General features: G+C 53.2%; 15 protein-coding genes. 14 read left to right on the top strand and 1 reads right to left on the bottom strand.

Annotated elements, in window-relative coordinates; genetic code table 11:
• Nucleotides 1-13 precede the first annotated feature (13 nt).
• Nucleotides 14-1,201, bottom strand: a complete 1,188-nt coding sequence (locus tag MXMO3_RS15520) for an ATP synthase subunit B family protein (RefSeq protein WP_027833978.1) — start codon at nt 1,199-1,201, stop codon at nt 14-16.
• 144 nt (nt 1,202-1,345) lie between these two features.
• Between MXMO3_RS15520 and MXMO3_RS15515 the strand changes: the two genes are divergently transcribed.
• The 14 genes from MXMO3_RS15515 to deoA all read left to right on the top strand — a co-directional run bounded on the left by MXMO3_RS15515 (nt 1,346) and on the right by deoA (nt 16,743).
• Nucleotides 1,346-1,843: an SRPBCC family protein gene (locus tag MXMO3_RS15515; RefSeq protein WP_051213347.1), complete on the top strand. Its 498-nt coding sequence runs from the start codon at nt 1,346-1,348 to the stop codon at nt 1,841-1,843.
• 122 nt (nt 1,844-1,965) lie between these two features.
• Nucleotides 1,966-3,219 carry an ABC transporter substrate-binding protein gene (locus tag MXMO3_RS15510; RefSeq protein ID WP_117396457.1) on the top strand — a complete coding sequence of 418 codons (1,254 nt, stop codon included), beginning with the start codon at nt 1,966-1,968 and terminating at the stop codon, nt 3,217-3,219.
• On the top strand, nt 3,189-4,937 hold the full coding sequence (locus MXMO3_RS15505; protein ID WP_245985763.1) for an ABC transporter permease: 1,749 nt from the start codon (nt 3,189-3,191) through the stop codon (nt 4,935-4,937). The genes MXMO3_RS15510 and MXMO3_RS15505 overlap by 31 nt, the downstream gene beginning before the upstream one ends.
• Nucleotides 4,938-5,582 (top strand): ATP-binding cassette domain-containing protein, encoded by a 645-nt coding sequence (locus tag MXMO3_RS15500; RefSeq protein WP_117396456.1) that lies wholly within the window; start codon nt 4,938-4,940, stop codon nt 5,580-5,582.
• Between the two features lie 210 nt (nt 5,583-5,792).
• Complete coding sequence (locus tag MXMO3_RS15495; RefSeq protein WP_245985762.1) at nt 5,793-6,809, top strand: BMP family lipoprotein; 1,017 nt, start codon at nt 5,793-5,795, stop codon at nt 6,807-6,809.
• A 31-nt stretch (nt 6,810-6,840) separates the two neighbouring features.
• Nucleotides 6,841-8,418 (top strand): ABC transporter ATP-binding protein, encoded by a 1,578-nt coding sequence (locus MXMO3_RS15490; RefSeq protein WP_117396455.1) that lies wholly within the window; start codon nt 6,841-6,843, stop codon nt 8,416-8,418.
• A 23-nt stretch (nt 8,419-8,441) separates the two neighbouring features.
• Nucleotides 8,442-9,560, top strand: a complete 1,119-nt coding sequence (locus MXMO3_RS15485) for an ABC transporter permease (RefSeq protein ID WP_027833972.1) — start codon at nt 8,442-8,444, stop codon at nt 9,558-9,560.
• A gap of 3 nt (nt 9,561-9,563) precedes the next feature.
• Entirely contained in the window at nt 9,564-10,532 is a 969-nt protein-coding gene (locus tag MXMO3_RS15480; RefSeq protein ID WP_117396454.1) for an ABC transporter permease, read from the top strand.
• Nucleotide 10,533: 1 nt separating this feature from the next.
• On the top strand, nt 10,534-10,935 hold the full coding sequence (locus MXMO3_RS15475; protein ID WP_117396453.1) for a cytidine deaminase: 402 nt from the start codon (nt 10,534-10,536) through the stop codon (nt 10,933-10,935).
• Nucleotides 10,936-10,941: 6 nt separating this feature from the next.
• Nucleotides 10,942-11,742, top strand: a complete 801-nt coding sequence (locus tag MXMO3_RS15470) for a purine-nucleoside phosphorylase (RefSeq protein ID WP_117396452.1) — start codon at nt 10,942-10,944, stop codon at nt 11,740-11,742.
• A complete protein-coding gene (deoC, locus tag MXMO3_RS15465; RefSeq protein ID WP_117396451.1) occupies nt 11,739-12,728 on the top strand; it encodes a deoxyribose-phosphate aldolase in 990 nt (329 codons plus the stop codon). Before MXMO3_RS15470 ends, deoC begins: the two co-directional genes overlap by 4 nt.
• Before the next feature lie 9 nt (nt 12,729-12,737).
• Nucleotides 12,738-15,107 (top strand): aldehyde dehydrogenase family protein, encoded by a 2,370-nt coding sequence (locus MXMO3_RS15460; RefSeq protein WP_117396864.1) that lies wholly within the window; start codon nt 12,738-12,740, stop codon nt 15,105-15,107.
• 11 nt (nt 15,108-15,118) lie between these two features.
• The gene (locus tag MXMO3_RS15455; protein ID WP_117396450.1) at nt 15,119-15,412 is read left to right on the top strand and encodes a DUF6958 family protein; all 294 of its coding nucleotides are present in this window, start codon (nt 15,119-15,121) and stop codon (nt 15,410-15,412) included.
• A 14-nt stretch (nt 15,413-15,426) separates the two neighbouring features.
• Nucleotides 15,427-16,743: a thymidine phosphorylase gene (deoA, locus tag MXMO3_RS15450; RefSeq protein ID WP_117396449.1), complete on the top strand. Its 1,317-nt coding sequence runs from the start codon at nt 15,427-15,429 to the stop codon at nt 16,741-16,743.
• Nucleotides 16,744-16,745 lie beyond the last annotated feature (2 nt).

Here is a 16,745-nt window from a genome sequence, read left to right as displayed (position 1 = left end):
CTAAAGAGCAAAATTAGCTTTGCTTTTGTTCAGCCAAAAGCGTGTTGCCTTCCGCTGCCAATTTTGCCAGACGCTGCTTGCCATCTTCCACGGCATCGCGAATTTCAGCAGAATTCTTCGTGCTTTGCTCGCGCATGTCATTGATGATCGAACGTGACTTTTCTTGGAAATTCACAACGCTGTCGACAAGCTTTTTCACCGCATCGGCGCGAATGGTCGGGCCATATCCGGCCTTAAGCGCTTCTTCTTGCACCGTATCGCCAATCTCGGCCAACGTCTCAAGACTTTTAGACATGCCTTCCTTCATTGCGTTCAATGTTTCTGTGCTTTCATGCAAGCCAAACAAGCCAGTGAAAGACGCGCTCAACGCTGTCAAAACGGTTTCGTTGGTGGAGAAGAAAGAGATGGATTGCTGGTACACACGCTCTTTGGCATTTGTGGTTTGCATCAAACGCGCCATGATCACTTCAGACGTGTTGTATGAAATGGTCAGATTGTCAGAAAGGTCTTTTGCAATCTGATAACGGCGCTCTTCCTGCTGCATTTCGCGCAAGCGTTCGTCGCGGGCCATCTCCAGGCGCGCCCGATCAGCGGGTGTGCCATCGGCAAAGTTTTCCAGTTCTTTCGTCGCATTGCTCAAATGCTCTTTGCGCTCTTCCAGCTTGGCTTCTGCTTTTTCCAGCACTTCCAAAGCCATCACTTCTGATTGCTTTAGCGCGCCGCGGAAATCGCGATAGGCTTCCAAAATGGTGTGTTCGCGGTCAACCTGATCTTTGGTGTCTTTGGTGACTTCCAAATAGGTGGTGCGGATTTTTTCAAACCGAGTTGGGATGTCGCCACGGGTGACTTTCATCCAAACGTTGGAAGCGCGCTCCAACATATCCAGCTTGCCGTCTTCTAGCTGATCCACCATGCCCTTGGCATCATCGCGAATGCTGTCAAAGCCGTTGGTGATATCTTCATAGCGTTCGCCGATATTCATCGCCGCGATTTGCTCGCGTACGACTTCATTGAACACGCTGGCCTGATTCAAAGTGCGGCCAATCAAAATGACGCGTGTTTCATCCAAATCTGTGATTTCTTGTAGGAGCCCTGTGATCGGTGCTTCTTCAACAGTTTCTGGCCAAAGGCCCATTTCGCGGATCGCGCCCATTGCCTTGTCCAAATATTGCAATGGTTTTTCTGCGATTTCGTTTGCCATATTATTCCCCGTTCAGCCTAAGAACCAAAAATGTTAGTGTGTAAACTCTAGATAATTCTTTTATCGTCATCAATTGACACTGTGCAAGCATGTTACCATGTGTTGCAGATATTGGAATTGTTTCGCTCGAGGTAAAGGCCTTTTATGAAATTTGTTGGACATTATCGCATTACAGCACCGCGATTGGCGGTTTGGGAGGCGTTGAACGACACAGAAGTATTGAAGGCCTGCATTCCCGGATGTGACCGAATTGAATGGGTGGATAGCGAAAATCTGGAAGCCTCGATCACCGTCAATTTGGGCATTATGAAGCCCACTTTTAAGGGCGACCTTGCACTTTCAAACGTTGAACCTGCCCGAGCCTACACACTTTCGGGTGGCGGTCGTGGCGGCCTTTTGGGGCTCGCGCGCGGCGCCGCAGATATTGAATTGCAGGATTGGGGCTTGGCCAATGAGGCCTGTATTCTGACATTTGAAGCCCATGGTGAAGTATCAGGCTCAATCGAAAAACTGGGCTCAAAGCTGGTGGGTAAAAGTGCCCAAGGGGTGATCGACCGCTTTTTTGATCGGTTCGCGGCACAAATTGATGCCCAAGCAATACCGGTTGATACGGAAGACACTGCCGAGCCGGAACACAACTAAAAGCATTTCACACTTATGTGAGCGAGAGTTGTAGCTCTAAGGGGCTGTACTTCTGCTGGCAATCGCGTAACAAATATCCTTGATGATCAATCATTAAGCACGCAATGTGCGAAGGATATTTAATGCGTAAAAGTCGGTTTTTCCGTTCACCATCAGCAAAACAACTTGTTCTTGCCTCCATCTTGGCCATGGGCGCAGGCACGCCTGCTTTGGCGCAAGAAAACGCACCGGACCCAACGGATTGGCAAAATGTGTTGGATCAGGCGAAAGGGCAAACCGTTTATTTCAATGCTTGGGGCGGCGCGCCCAACATCAACAATTATATCGCTTGGGCAGGCGAGCAGGTGCAGGCCAAATATGGCGTCAGCATCGAGCATGTGAAGCTGGAAGATACAGCCACCGCCGTAAGCCGCGTGATCACCGAAAAAGCGGCTGGTCGCGATGAGGGGGGCTCTGTCGACCTCATTTGGATCAACGGTGAAAACTTTGCGGCCATGAAAGAGCAGGGCCTGCTGATCGACAGTAATTGGGCCGAAAAGCTGCCCAATTATGAATATGCTGACATTGAGGGCAAACCGACCCTGACTTACGATTTTACCGTGCCGGTTGATGGGCAGGAAAGCCCATGGGGCATGGCGCAGCTCACCTTTTATTACGACAGCGAAATCTTGGCTAAACCGCCCACCACGCTGGAAGAATTGGCCAAATGGACGGAAGAAAACCCCGGCCGCTTCACCTATGCCGCGCCGCCAAACTTCATTGGTACTACATTTTTGAAGCAGGTGCTTTATGGCGTTGTAGATGACCCATCTGTTTTGCGCGAGCCAGCGACTGAAGAGATCTTTGCTGAAGTCACGGCGTCGCTTTGGACCTATTTGGACGAGCTAAAGCCAAATCTTTGGCGCGATGGCGTCGTTTATGCTTCGGACACCACGCAGCTCAAAAATCTTTTGGCCGACGGTGAAATTGATATCGCCATGACATTTAACCCCGGTGAAGCCTCATCAGCCATCAATGCAAGTGAATTGCCACCCAGCGTACGGTCTTTCGTGATGGATTACGGCTCAATGGGCAACTCCCATTTTGTAACAATCCCTTACAATGCCAACGCCAAAGCTGGCGCAATGGTTGTTGCCAATTTCCTTTTGTCTGCCGAAGCGCAAGCCCGTAAGGCCGACGAAAATGTGTGGGGCGATCCCTCAGTCCTCGCCATCAATGATTTACCCGACGCGCAAAAGGCCTATTTTGACGCGCTGGAACTTGGGCCCGCAACATTGCAGGGCGAAGAGTTCGGCAAAACCCTACTCGAGCCGCACGCAAGCTGGGCCACAATGCTTGAGGAAGAATGGACCAAACGCTTCATGCGCGATATGTAATGACCATGACCAATCGGGCGCTAAATGCAGTTTTTTGGGTAGCGCCCGCCCTTGTGATTTTGTTGCTCACAGGCCCGCTACTTGCGGGCCTGATTGGTGTGGCGGCGCCTGCATTTGGCTATTTCCCCACACTAGGTGGCGTGGAGCTGACGTGGGACCATTTGCATAAGGCGATGCACGTCCCCGGTTTTTGGCATTCTGTGCATCTGTCCATTTGGATTGGGCTGGTCACCACCATCATTTCTTTTGTCATCGTGATTGGCTTCTTCGCCGCCTTTTGGGATGCGCCCTTCTTTGCCAGAATTTCGCGGTTTGTCTCGCCGCTCATGTCCGTGCCGCATGCTGCCGCCGCCTTCGGTTTCGCCTTTTTGTTTGCGCCCTCTGGCTGGTTGATCCGCTTGCTGTCGCCGTGGGCGACGGGCTTTGATCGTCCACCAGATTGGCTGATCATCAATGACCCGCTCGGCTATGCGCTGCTGGCAGGGTTGGTGCTCAAGGAAGTGCCGTTCCTGTTTTTGATGTGCTTAAGCGCGGCGTCGCAAATCAATGTGGATAAGCGCTTAAAGTTGGCGCGGTCCATGGGGTATGGCCGTGTGTGGGCCTGGTTGACCGTGGTGATGCCTGCGCTCTACCGCCAAATCCGCCTGCCGATTTTTGCGGTCATTGCTTTTTCAAGCTCCGTGGTGGATGTGGCGTTGATTTTGGGGCCCAACCTGCCGCCCAGCTTGCCCGTGCAAATTTTGCGCTGGATGAACGATCCGGACATTGAAATGCGGTTTGTGGCCGCTGCCGGGGCCGTATTCCAGCTCGGTGCCACGCTTGTCGCATTGTTGGCATGGTGGCTTTTGGAAATGCTGTGCAGCTATTTGATGCGCCAGATGCAATCAAAGGGCGCACGCCATCAAAATGATCAGATTGTGCGCCAGATTTTCAATATCGCCATGCTGGCCATGGTCACAATATCGGCCGCGAGCATTGTGATTTTGGGCATCTGGTCGGTTGCAGGTTATTGGCGCTTTCCTGAAGCGCTGCCACGCACGATGAATTTGATGCGATGGCTCGACAACGCCTCAAATCTGTGGGGACCATCTTTCAATGCAATCAAGATTGGTGTGGCGGCAGCCCTCATTTCTGTGGTGCAAACACTGCTCTGCCTTGAAAATGAAAAGCGCCACGATATCCGCCTAACCCAAAGTGCATTGCGGCTTATCTATTTGCCGCTGATCGTGCCGCAAATTGCCTTTATCTCCGGCATTTCCATTCTGTTGGTGCGCTATGGGCTGGATGGCAGTTTCTGGCCCGTCACCATCATGCATGTGGTTTTTGTGTTCCCCTATACTTACTTGGCGCTGGAAGCGAGTTTTCATGATCTTGATCCGCGCTATATGCAAACGGCAACAGCGTTGGGCAAGTCGCAAAATCGGATATTCTTCCAAATCAAATTACCCATGTTGCTCAAACCGATCTTCACTGCGCTTGCGCTTGGCTTTGCCATTTCTGTGGCCCAATATTTGCCCACATTAATGATCGGGGCGGGACGTGTGCCCACCATCACCACTGAGGCGGTGGCGCTGGCTTCTGGTGGTGATCGTCGTTTGATTGGCATTTACGCGTTGGTGCAAACGCTGTTGCCTGCGGTCGGATTTGCTTTGGCGCTGGTCTTGCCAAAATTGCTTTATCCCAACAAAATCTATTTCTCGAAACAGCGGGAGGCCTAATTGGCCGAACATAGCCTCATTCTCAAAAACCTTCGCATTTCGCTGGCCGGTGACACGTTGCTCGATATCGATGCCGAAGTTGCGCCGGGGGAAGTGTTGGCGGTTATGGGGCCGTCAGGCTCAGGCAAGTCAACATTGCTCAACGCCATTTCGGGGTTCCTATCGCCGCGATTTAGCTGCCGCGGCCAGATCATCCTGGATGGGCAGGACATCACCCATGAGGACCCAAGCCGCCGCAAAATTGGCCTGATGTTTCAAGAGCCGCTTTTGTTCCCGCATATGAGTGTTGAAGAAAACCTGCTATTTGCCTTGCCGCGCGGCGGCTCCAAGCAAGAGCGATGCGAAAAGGTGCGCGAAAAGCTGCGGGCGGTGCATCTTGAAGATTTGGGCGCGCGTGACCCGCTGACACTTTCCGGCGGGCAACAATCCCGCATTGCGCTGATGCGGGTACTGCTGTCAAAGCCCAAAGCCTTGTTGCTGGACGAGCCGTTCTCCGCACTTGACGTGGAGTTGCGTGATCGGGTGCGCACTTTTGTTTTTGGATTAGCTCAGCAAAACAACTTACCCGTGGTTTTGATTACACATGACAAAGCTGACGCAGTGGCGGCAAAGGCCCAAATCATTAACTTGTTGAATCACAAATAAAAATTTCGTCCGTCTGGTCAAAAAATCAATTATTTTTACCGTCTGGTTAAAAAAATCTTGAACTTTTTGTAGGGGATAGGTAACGATTGCGTGGGGATTTAGGCGTTTTTACTTGCGGAGGGACCAAGAAAGCGCTTGAATTAAAAACACCACATTTGGATCTTACACTAGGTCTTGTTACGTGTGGATAAGTTGACAAGGGAGATATTCATGTCAGTCCAGAATAAAAAGTTCACCGGCGCGAAAGCCGTTCTCGGTACAGCCGTATTCGCTGCATTGATGACAGGCACAGCATTGGCAGAACCTGCATTGATTTATGACACAGGCGGCAAAAACGATAAGTCGTTTAACGAAATGGCCTGGAACGGAGCCGAAGCATACAAAGAAGAAACCGGCAATTCTTATCGTGATTTCGAAACTCAAACTCATGCGCAATTTGAACAATCTCTTCGAAGATTTGCGCAACAAGGTATGAATCCAATCGTGGTGCCTGGCTTTAACTGGGCCGAGCCCCTAGAGGTTGTCGCAAAAGAATTCCCAGACACGCACTTTGTGATTATCGATGCTGTCGTAGACTTGCCAAACGTGCGTTCAGTGTTGTTTAAAGAAGAAGAAGGCTCCTATCTTGTGGGTGCGTTGGCGGCGATGAAGTCTGAAACAGGTACTATCGGTTATATCACTGCATTTGACTTCCCATTGTTGCAGGCCTTCGGCTGTGGCTATGTGCAAGGTGCGAAAGCTGTAAATCCTGACATTGAAGTACTGCAGAACCTTATCGGTACAGACTTTGCTGCCTTTAACGATATCAACACCGCAGGCGAAGTTGGTCGCTCACAGCTTGAGCGTGGCGCTGACGTGATTTACGCCGCTGCGGGTGCTGCTGGTGAAGGCGCGTTGCAAGCTGCAGCGGATGCTGGCAAGTACGGCATTGGTGTGGACAGCAACCAGAACTATTTGTTCCCTGGCAACATGTTGACTTCAATGGTCAAGCGCGTTGACGTTGCAGTGCAAGATGCATTCAACGACGAAGCCAATGGCGAATGGTCATCAGGCGTTCAATCTCTTGGTCTTGCCGAAGGTGGCGTTGGTGCTGCAGTCGATGAGTACAATGAAGAATTGATCACCGATGAGATGTCAGCCAAACTCGAAGAATTGACTGCAAAAATCAATTCTGGCGAGATTGAAGTGCATGACTACCGGTCAGATAATTCCTGCCCTGTATCATAGTCTAAACTAAAAACTGGAATGGTAACTCGACATGGTTGAGCACCAGACAACAAGCGCCCAGCAGCCTTCAAAGGCTGCTGGGTCTGAATTTGCCATTGACCTGAAGAAAGTGTCCAAAGCATTTGGGCCAGTTCAGGCGAATAAAAACATTGATTTGGCGGTGAAGCGCAATTCGATCCACGGCATTGTGGGGGAAAATGGCGCGGGTAAATCCACCCTGATGTCAATTCTTTATGGCTTTTACACTGCCGATAGCGGTGAAATCTGGGTCGATGGGCAATTGGTGAAAATCAAAGATTCCAGCCACGCGCTGGAATTGGGCATCGGCATGGTGCACCAGCACTTTATGCTGGTGGAAAATTTCACCGTTTTGGAAAACATTATTCTGGGCGCTGAAGGCGAAACGCTTCTGGCATCCAGCATGGCAAAGGCGCGCGAAGAGTTGGCGCGACTGGCCAAAGACTATGGGTTGGATGTCGACCCGGACGCGTTGATTGAAGACCTGTCCGTGGGACAGGAACAGCGCGTAGAAATTTTGAAGGCGCTTTATCGCGGTGCCGATGTGCTGATTTTGGACGAGCCAACGGGCGTATTGACGCCAACCGAGGCCGACCAGCTTTTCCGCATTCTCGAACAGTTGCGCGAAGAAGGCAAAACCATCATTTTGATCACGCACAAATTGCGCGAAATCATGGCCGTGACCGATACAGTTTCGGTGATGCGTCGGGGCGAAATGGTCGGCACCGTAGCCACCGAAGACACCTCGCCAGAACAATTGGCGGAAATGATGGTGGGCCGCCGCGTTTTGTTGCGTGTCGATAAAACGCCAGCTGAACCGAAAGACGTGGTGTTGGAAGTTAATGGCCTGTCGGTAACCGACGACATTGGCGTGCCGCGGGTGAAAGATGTCAGCTTTAATGTGCGTGCTGGCGAAATCGTCGGCATCGCTGGGGTGGCCGGCAACGGCCAGTCCGAGCTTTTGCGCGCCATTTCCGGCATGGAAGCGCCGCTGCTGGGCGAAGTTCGCATTAATGGCGAATTGGTGCGGTTCGACGGTGATGATAGTGCGGCGAAAGTACGTCAGATGGGATTGGCCCATGTGCCGGAAGACCGGATCAAGATGGGTTTGGTGACCGATTTTGAAGAATGGGAAAATTCCATTCTTGGTTATCACGATTCTGAAGCCTATGGCTCAGGTCCGTTTCTGTCGCCAAAGCAATCTATTGCAGAAGCCGAACGCCGTATTGAAATGTTCGATATTCGCCCGCGCAATCCGCGGTTGAAAACAGCCAATTTCTCAGGCGGTAACCAGCAAAAAGTGGTGCTGGCGCGGGAAATGGATCGTGATTTGGACGTGCTCATTGTGGGTCAGCCCACGCGCGGCGTCGATATTGGCGCCATCGAGTTCATTCACAAGCACATTATTGAATTAAGGGATAAAGGCATTGCGGTCTTGCTGGTCTCTGTGGAGCTGGATGAAATCCGGGCCCTGTCTGACCGGGTTTTGGTGATGTTTGACGGGGAAATCGTCACCGAATTGACACCTGATGCCAGCGAACGAGATTTTGGCCTGTCCATGGCCGGGGTTGATCCCAAAGAGGGGGCTTAGCAAATGTCTGGAGTAATCAAACTATGAGTGCGCGCCAGCCTTTGCCCAATTGGGTAACAATTGTTTTGATGCCAGTGCTCAACGTGTTGCTGGCATTCGTGATCGGCGGTTTGGCCGTGGCCATCATCGGGGAAAACCCGCTCGATGCCATGTGGGCCTTGTTCTATGGTGCCTTTGGCACAGGGATGGGCTGGGGCTTCACGCTTCACTATGCCACCAACTTCATTTTCACCGGTCTTGCCGTTGCCATCGCCTTTAAGGCAGGCATGTTCAATATTGGTGGTGAGGGCCAAGCTTATGTGGCGGGCCTTGGGGCCATCATGGTGGCGCTTTGGCTTGATCAGACCCACTGGACTCTGGTGCTGCTCGGGTCAACCCTTGCGGCCATGATGATGGGGTCACTTTGGGCCATTATCCCTGCTTGGCTTCAGGCGAAGCGCGGCAGCCATATTGTGATCACGACCATCATGTTCAACTTTATCGCCTCAGCGTTTATGAGCTATATGCTGGCGCAAGTCATCACAGCACCGGGTGCCAATGCGGAAACGCGCACAATCAACGAACAGGGCCGCCTGCCGTTGATGTCCGACTGGTTTGATGCGTTCCAATATTCGCCGCTGAACATCACATTCTTTTTCGGCATCGCCGCGCTGATCTTCACCTATGTGCTGATCTGGCGCACCAAGCTCGGTTATAAAATCCGTACCCTTGGCGCCAATAAGGAAGCCGCCCGCTATGCTGGCATTTCAGCCGTTTCGGTGATCATTATTGCAATGGCCATCTCCGGCGCGTTGGCCGGACTCATGGCGGTCAATGAAGCGGTGGGCGTGCAAAAGCGGCTCGTCGTAGGCTATGTGCATGGCTTTGGCTTTGTTGGCATTGCCGTTGCCTTTATGGGCCGCTCCCACCCGGTGGGCATTGCCTTGGCCGCGCTATTATTCGGTGCGCTCTATCAGGGTGGGCAGGAACTGGCCTTTGAATTGCCAGCTGTGCCGTCAGACCTTGTGGTGGTGATCCAAGCCTTGGTGATCCTGTTCACGGGTGCCATGGGCGATATGTTCCGGCCATTGCTGGAGCGCATATTTGCCCGAAGGGTGAAACCCTCGCCCGAGGCGCCAACAACCGCAGATACGGAGGCATAGATCATGGGTGCAACAGATATCATTCTCTTGCTCGATTCCAGTGTTCGCTTTGCGGTGCCATTGATGCTTGCGGCCCTGGCTGGGCTTTATTCTGAACGGTCAGGCATTGTGGATATTGGCCTCGAAGGCAAAATGCTGGGCGGGGCGTTTGCCGCTGCCGCCACAGCCGCTGTTACGGGCTCCGTTTGGCTTGGCCTCGCTGCCGCGATGGGCGTGTCCGTTGTGATGTCGATGATCCACGCTTTGGCCTCTATCAACTTCCGCGGCAACCAGATTATTTCTGGTGTGGCGCTGAACTTCTTGGCCGCTGGCTTCACTGTATTTTTGGGCCATGCCTGGTTCCGTCGCGGGGGCACTACGCCAAATCTGCGTCCGGACGAGCGTTTCGCCAACATCGAATTGCCCTTCGCACAAGAATTTGGCCAAGTGACAATTATTGGCGAGATTTACGAGCAATTGCTTTCCGGCCATTCGATCATTGTTTACTTCGCCTTCCTGATGGTGCCGGTTACGGCCTTTGTTCTGTTCCGCACGCGCTTTGGCTTGCGCCTGCGCGCCGTGGGGGAGAACCCAAAAGCGCTGGACACAGCGGGTATTTCAGTGGCCATGCTGCGCTATCGGGCGTTGGTGGTTACAGGTTTGCTGTGCGGCGTTGCCGGGGCATTTCTATCCACCGCCCAGGGCGCAAACTTTTCTGAGAATATGACGTCGGGCCGTGGCTTTATCGCGCTTGCGGCACTGATTTTTGCCAAGTGGCGTCCGTGGCAGGCCATGTGGACATGTTTGTTGTTCGGCGTGCTCAGTGCATCGCAAATTCGCCTGCAAGGCGTGGAGTTCCCCATGATCGGTGAAGTGCCAGTGCAGTTTATTCAGGCCTTGCCTTATATTCTTACTGTGGTGCTTCTGGCGGGCTTTATCGGTCGGGCCAATCCACCAAAAGCCATCGGCCAACCCTATGTTAAGGAGCGCTAAGATGGATGCGGTGACCCAAGCTCTTTATGATGCCGCTCAGGCCGTGCGCAAACATGCGCACGTGCCCTATTCCGACTTCCCGGTTGGCGCAGCCATTCTGGCGGATGATGGGCAAATCTATGCGGGCTGTAACATCGAAAACGCGGCGTACCCGCAGGGCAACTGTGCCGAGACGGCAGCCATCTCCGCCATGATTGGCGCTGGCGCAAAGAAAATTCACCGCATCTTTGTCATCGGCAAAGGCGTTGATCCCGTCACCCCTTGCGGCGGCTGCCGCCAGCGCATTCGCGAATTCGCCACACCTGACACGCAAATCATTTGCACAGGTGAAGATGGCGACGCCAAAAGCTACACCATGGATGAGATTTTGCCGGATTCCTTTGGCCCGGAATTTCTGGAGTAGGGCGTCATGACCGCAAAATACAATATGCGTTTGATCCAAGAACGCGCGGGCGATGAACCTATTGCCGCTGCACTTGTTCTAGGGTCAGGCTTCGCCGCGCTTGGCGATATGCTGAAAAACCCGGTGACCATCAATTATGATGCGTTGCAAGGCTTTCCCGGCGGCGGCGTTACGGGTCACGGTAAAGACTTGTTGATCGGCTATCTCGAAGGCAAGCGCGTGGCGCTGCTCACAGGGCGCGCCCATTATTACGAGCACGGCAATGCCGCAGCCATGAAAATGGCGCTGCGCACGCTGGCCGGATTGGGCATTGATACATTGATGTTGACCAATGCCGCGGGTTCAATCGTTGAGGATATTCAACCCGGCGATTTGATGCAGATAACCGACCATATCAATTATTCGGGCCTCAACCCGTTGATTGGTGAAGTGGGCGACAAACGTTTTGTGAATATGGCCAATGCCTATGATCCAACGTTGCGCCAAAAGGCCCTAGATATCGCCGAGCGCGATTCTTTGGGCCTTAAACAAGGCGTTTATACATGGTATTCTGGCCCCTCATTTGAAACGCCCGCTGAGATCAGAATGATCCAGGGCTTTGGGGCGCAGGCGGTGGGCATGTCCACCGTGCCGGAATGTATTTTGGGCCGATATTACGACATGCGCGTCTGGGGATGTTCATTCATCACCAATATGGGCGCGGGCATGTCGGACGAACATCTCTCTCACGACCATACGCAAACCATGGTCGCATCTGGCGGAGAGCGCATGCAAAGTTTGCTGACAAAAATGATTGCAGAACTATGAGTTTAAAAGCAGTTGAAATGCCGCACGCGGCAGAAGAGCATAAACGCAATCCCGGTTTCGATTTGGATTTGGGCTGGTTGCGTCATGTGCGGATGAACCGTTCAGCCCTGGAACGTCGGGCCGCCACCATCGGCACCCGCCGCTCAGTGAAAAAACAATGGCAAGCCGCCTGGCTGCTCCACGCCATCACCAACATCGATTTGACCACCTTGAATGGTGACGACAGCAAGGGCCGCGTTGAGCGCCTGTGCGCCAAAGCGCGCCAACCCATACGCACCGATATTTTGAAGGCGCTCGGCGTTGAAGATTTGGGCATCACCCCAGGCGCGGTGTGTGTCTATCATAATTTTGTCGCCGACGCGGTGGCCGCACTTGGAGGCACCAACATTCCGGTGGCCGCCGTTTCAACAGGGTTCCCGGCAGGTCTGACGCCTTTGGACACCCGCATCGCTGAAATCGAAGCCTCAGTGAAGGCGGGCGCCAAAGAAATCGACATCGTGATTGAGCGGCATCAGGTGCTGACGCAGGATTGGCAGGGCCTTTATGATCAAGTCAAAGCCTTCCGCGCCGCTTGTGGCGACGCGCATTTGAAAACCATTTTGGGCACGGGGGAATTGGCCACGCAAACCAATGTCGCCAAAGCGTCGATGGTGTGCATGATGGCTGGGGCCGATTTCATCAAAACCTCAACAGGCAAGGAAAAGGTCAACGCAGATTTGGTGACCTCTTTGTCTATGATCCGCATGATCCGCTGGTTCCATGAGGAAACGGGCATCGAGATTGGCTATAAGCCTGCGGGCGGCATTTCCAAAGCCAAGGATGCGATTACATATCTTGCAATGATGAAGGATGAGCTGGGCAATAAGTGGCTCTCGCCACATCTGTTCCGCTTTGGCGCATCCAGCCTTTTGAACGACATCGAGCGACAGCTCGAACATAATGTCACCGGGCGCTATGCGGCCGATTATCGTCAGCCTCTGGTTTAGGTGGGCAACATGAACGTTAAAGAGATTTTTGAAACCATGGAATATGGTCCTGCGCCGGAAGGCAGCGCCGAAGCACATGAATGGCTTGATGGCTATGGCCGCAAATTTGGTCACTTTATCAATGGCGAATTCACCAAGCCCGGCAAAACATTTGCTTCCAACAATCCCGCCAATGGCGAGGAACTGGCGCAAATCAGCCAGGCCAAAAAGGCTGAAATTGACGCCGCCGTGGCCGCTGCGCGTAAAGCGCAGGGCGATTGGGAAGGCTTGTCTGGTTACGAACGGGCCAAATATCTTTACGCCATCGCGCGTCAGGTGCAAAAGCATTCACGGCTCTTTGCTGTGCTCGAAACGCTCGATAATGGTAAGTCGATCCGCGAAAGCCGGGATTTGGATATCCCCTTGGTGGCGCGTCATTTCTATCACCATGCCGGCTGGGCGCAGCAGCGTGATCGCCAATTCCCCAATCAGTCAGCTTATGGCGTTTGCGGGCAAATCATCCCGTGGAACTTCCCGCTATTGATGTTGTCCTGGAAAATTGCACCCGCCTTGGCGGCAGGCAACACGGTGGTGCTTAAACCCGCCGAATTCACCTCGCTGACGGCGCTGTTGTTCGCTGAAATCTGTCAGGAAATCGGGCTGCCCAAAGGGGTAGTCAACATCGTCACCGGCGACGGTGAAGTGGGCGAAGCCATCGTCAACCACAAAGATATCGACAAGATCGCCTTCACCGGCTCCACCGGTGTCGGCAAAGCCATCCGCAACGCCACGGCGGGCTCAGGCAAAGGCCTGTCGCTGGAACTGGGCGGCAAGTCGCCCTTTATCGTGTTTGAGGATGCGGATCTGGACAGCGCTGTGGAAGGCCTGGTGGATGCCATCTGGTTCAATCAGGGCGAAGTCTGCTGTGCCGGGTCGCGGCTTTTGGTGCAAGAAGGCATTGAAGACCGCTTCATCAAAAAGCTGAAGGCGCGCATGGACACATTGCGCATTGGCGATCCGCTCGACAAAGCCATTGATATTGGCGCCCTCGTGGCCCCAGTGCAGGTAGAACGGGTGCAGGATTTGATGAAAAAGGGCGAAGAGCAGGGCGCTGTTCGATATCAGCCGGATGGCACAATCCCATCCAATGGCTGCTTCGTTAAACCAACGCTTTACACCAATGTGCAACCCGCCAACATCATCGCGGAAGAAGAAATCTTTGGTCCCGTTCTGGTCGCCATGAGCTTCCGCACGCCTGACGAAGCTGTAACCTTGGCCAATAATTCAAGATATGGATTGTCCGCCAGCATCTGGACGGAAAACATCAACCTCGCTTTGGACATTGCACCGCGGGTGCAAGCCGGCGTTGTGTGGATCAACTCCACCAATAATTTCGACGCTGCTGTCGGCTTTGGTGGCTACAAAGAAAGTGGCTTTGGCCGTGAAGGCGGCAAAGAAGGCATGCGTGCCTATCTGCGTCCTGAATGGGAGCTGAAGCTGAAATCTTTGGGTAAAGCCCCGGCACAAGCTAAACCAAAATTGTTTGCAACAGATGGCATTGACCGCACCGCCAAACTTTATGTGGGCGGCAAGCAAGCTCGGCCAGATGGCGGCTACGCCCGTTCAGTGGTGAACGCTGATGGCAAACTGGTTGGCGAAGTCGGCGAAGGCAACCGCAAAGACATTCGCAATGCGGTGGAAGCTGCGCGTGGCGCATTGGGATGGGGCAGCAAAACGGCTCATCTGCGCGCGCAAATCCTCTACTATATGGGCGAAAATCTCGACTATCGCCGCAATGAATTTGCTGACCGTCTGCGCGAGATGACTGGTGTTTCTGCTGGTGCCGCGAAGAAAGAAGTTGAGCTCTCAATCGAGCGCTTATTCGCCTTCGCAGGCTGGGCAGACAAATATGATGGTGCGGTGCATAACCCACCTGTGCGCCAAATGGCGGTCGCCATGGTCGAACCCATCGGCGTAATCGGCATTGCCGCGCCAGATGAAAGTCCGCTTTTGGGCGCCATTTCGTTGCTCGCCCCATCCATGGCCATGGGCAACACCAGCGTGTTAATCCCGTCTGAAACCGCACCATTGGCGATGACTGATTTTTATCAGATCTTGGAAACCAGCGATGTGCCTGGCGGTGTTGTCAACATCGTCACCGGCGCCAAAGACGAGCTGACCAAAACCTTGGCCGAGCATGATGGCGTTGACGCCATGTTCTATTGCGGCGATGCTGAGGGCGGCAAAAAAGTTGAGCAATATTCAGTTCACAATCTCAAACAGACTTGGACCAACAAAGGCAAAGCCATGGATTGGACCGATCGCGAGATTTGTGAAGGCGAATATTTCCTCGAGCGGAGCACTCAGGTCAAAAATGTTTGGGTGCCCTACGGCGCATAGGAACCTGAACCATGAGCGACAAGGTCGAAGTTGAAAACGTAAACACACCGGGCAAATTCACCCGCGTTGACGCGGCGAAATATAACGCCATGTACAAAGCGATGATGCAGGTTTTGCCCCATGAGGCGCCGGGCATGGTCGTCAAGGACGTGATCGCCGAAGCCAAAAAACATCTGCCGGAAGATTTGTTCCCCGGCGGCAGCACTGCAGGTTGGTGGGTGAAATGCGTGCAACTTGATCTTGAAGCGAAGAAGAAAATCGCGCGGGCGGAAAAGCCGCCAGTGCGGCTTTATCGCTTGGACTAGGAGTTCAGATTTAAATGTTTTTGCCTGCTGAAATCATCGCTAAAAAACGTGATGGTAAGTCGCTTAAACCTGCCGAAATCAATGCCTTTGTTGAGGGTATTGTCTCCGGCACGGTCAAGCCTGAGCAGGCGGCGGCCTTTGTCATGGCCGTCTATTTCCAAAATATGGATATCGATGAACGTGTGGCGCTCACCCTGGCCATGCGTGACAGTGGTGAAGTGCTCAGTTGGGACGAACTCGATGGCCCCGTAATCGACAAGCATTCAACCGGCGGCGTTGGCGACAATGTGTCCTTAATGCTTGCCCCGATGTGGGCAGCTTGTGGCGCATTTGTGCCGATGATTTCGGGACGCGGATTGGGCCATACCGGCGGCACGCTCGATAAGTTTGATGCCATCCCCGGTTATCAGACCAGCGTCGACAATGCGCATTTTCGAAAAGTCGTGCGTGAAGCGGGCTGCGCCATAGTTGGCCAAACCAATGATCTCGCCCCTGCAGATAAAATTCTTTATGCCATCCGCGACGTCACCGCCACAGTCGACAACATCTCCTTGATCACCGGGTCCATCCTGTCCAAAAAACTGGCTGCCGGGTTGGATGCCTTGGTGCTCGATGTCAAAGTCGGCTCCGGTGCATTTATGAAGTCAGTGGATGAAGCAAAAGAACTGGCGGAAAGCTTGGTGTTTGTGGCCAACGGCGCTGGCGTTAACACCAGTGCGTTGATAACCGACATGAACCAGCCTTTGGCCAGCACCGCGGGCAACGCCCTTGAAGTACAAAATGCAGTTGATTTTTTGAGCGGCAGACATCGAGATCCGCGACTTGAGCAAGTTGTGATCGAATTGGCGGCCCATGGTCTTGTGCATGGTAAGCTAGTGAAAGATGTGGAAGAGGGGCGCGAGCAAGCCCGCCACGTGCTTGATAGCGGCAAAGCCGCCGAGCAATTTGGCAAAATGATCACGGGTCTTGGTGGCCCATCAGACTTTATGCAAAATTGCGCTGCCCATTTGCCAAAAGCCGACATCATTCGCGATGTGTTCGCTGATCAGGCAGGCTTTGTCACAGAAATCGACGCCAAGCAGGTGGGCATGGGCGTGGTTGTGCTGGGCGGCGGCCGCAAGGCACCCGGCGACATGCTTGATTATGCTGTTGGTTTTGATCGGTTGGCACCGATAGGTGAAAAAATCGAAAAAGGTGCGCCTATCGCGCGTTTACATGCCAATGATACCGCATTGGCAGATGAAGCAACGGCGCGCTTGAAGGCGGCTTATACCATCGGCAATGCGCCACAAACGCCTGAGCTTTTCTTCGGCGTGATTGAACAGACTTAGGG

Source organism: Maritalea myrionectae, assembly GCF_003433515.1.
Classification (GTDB): Bacteria; Pseudomonadota; Alphaproteobacteria; order Rhizobiales; family Devosiaceae; genus Maritalea; species Maritalea myrionectae.
Note: the sequence above shows the minus strand (reverse complement) of the source record. Positions and strands in the feature narration are given on the sequence as shown.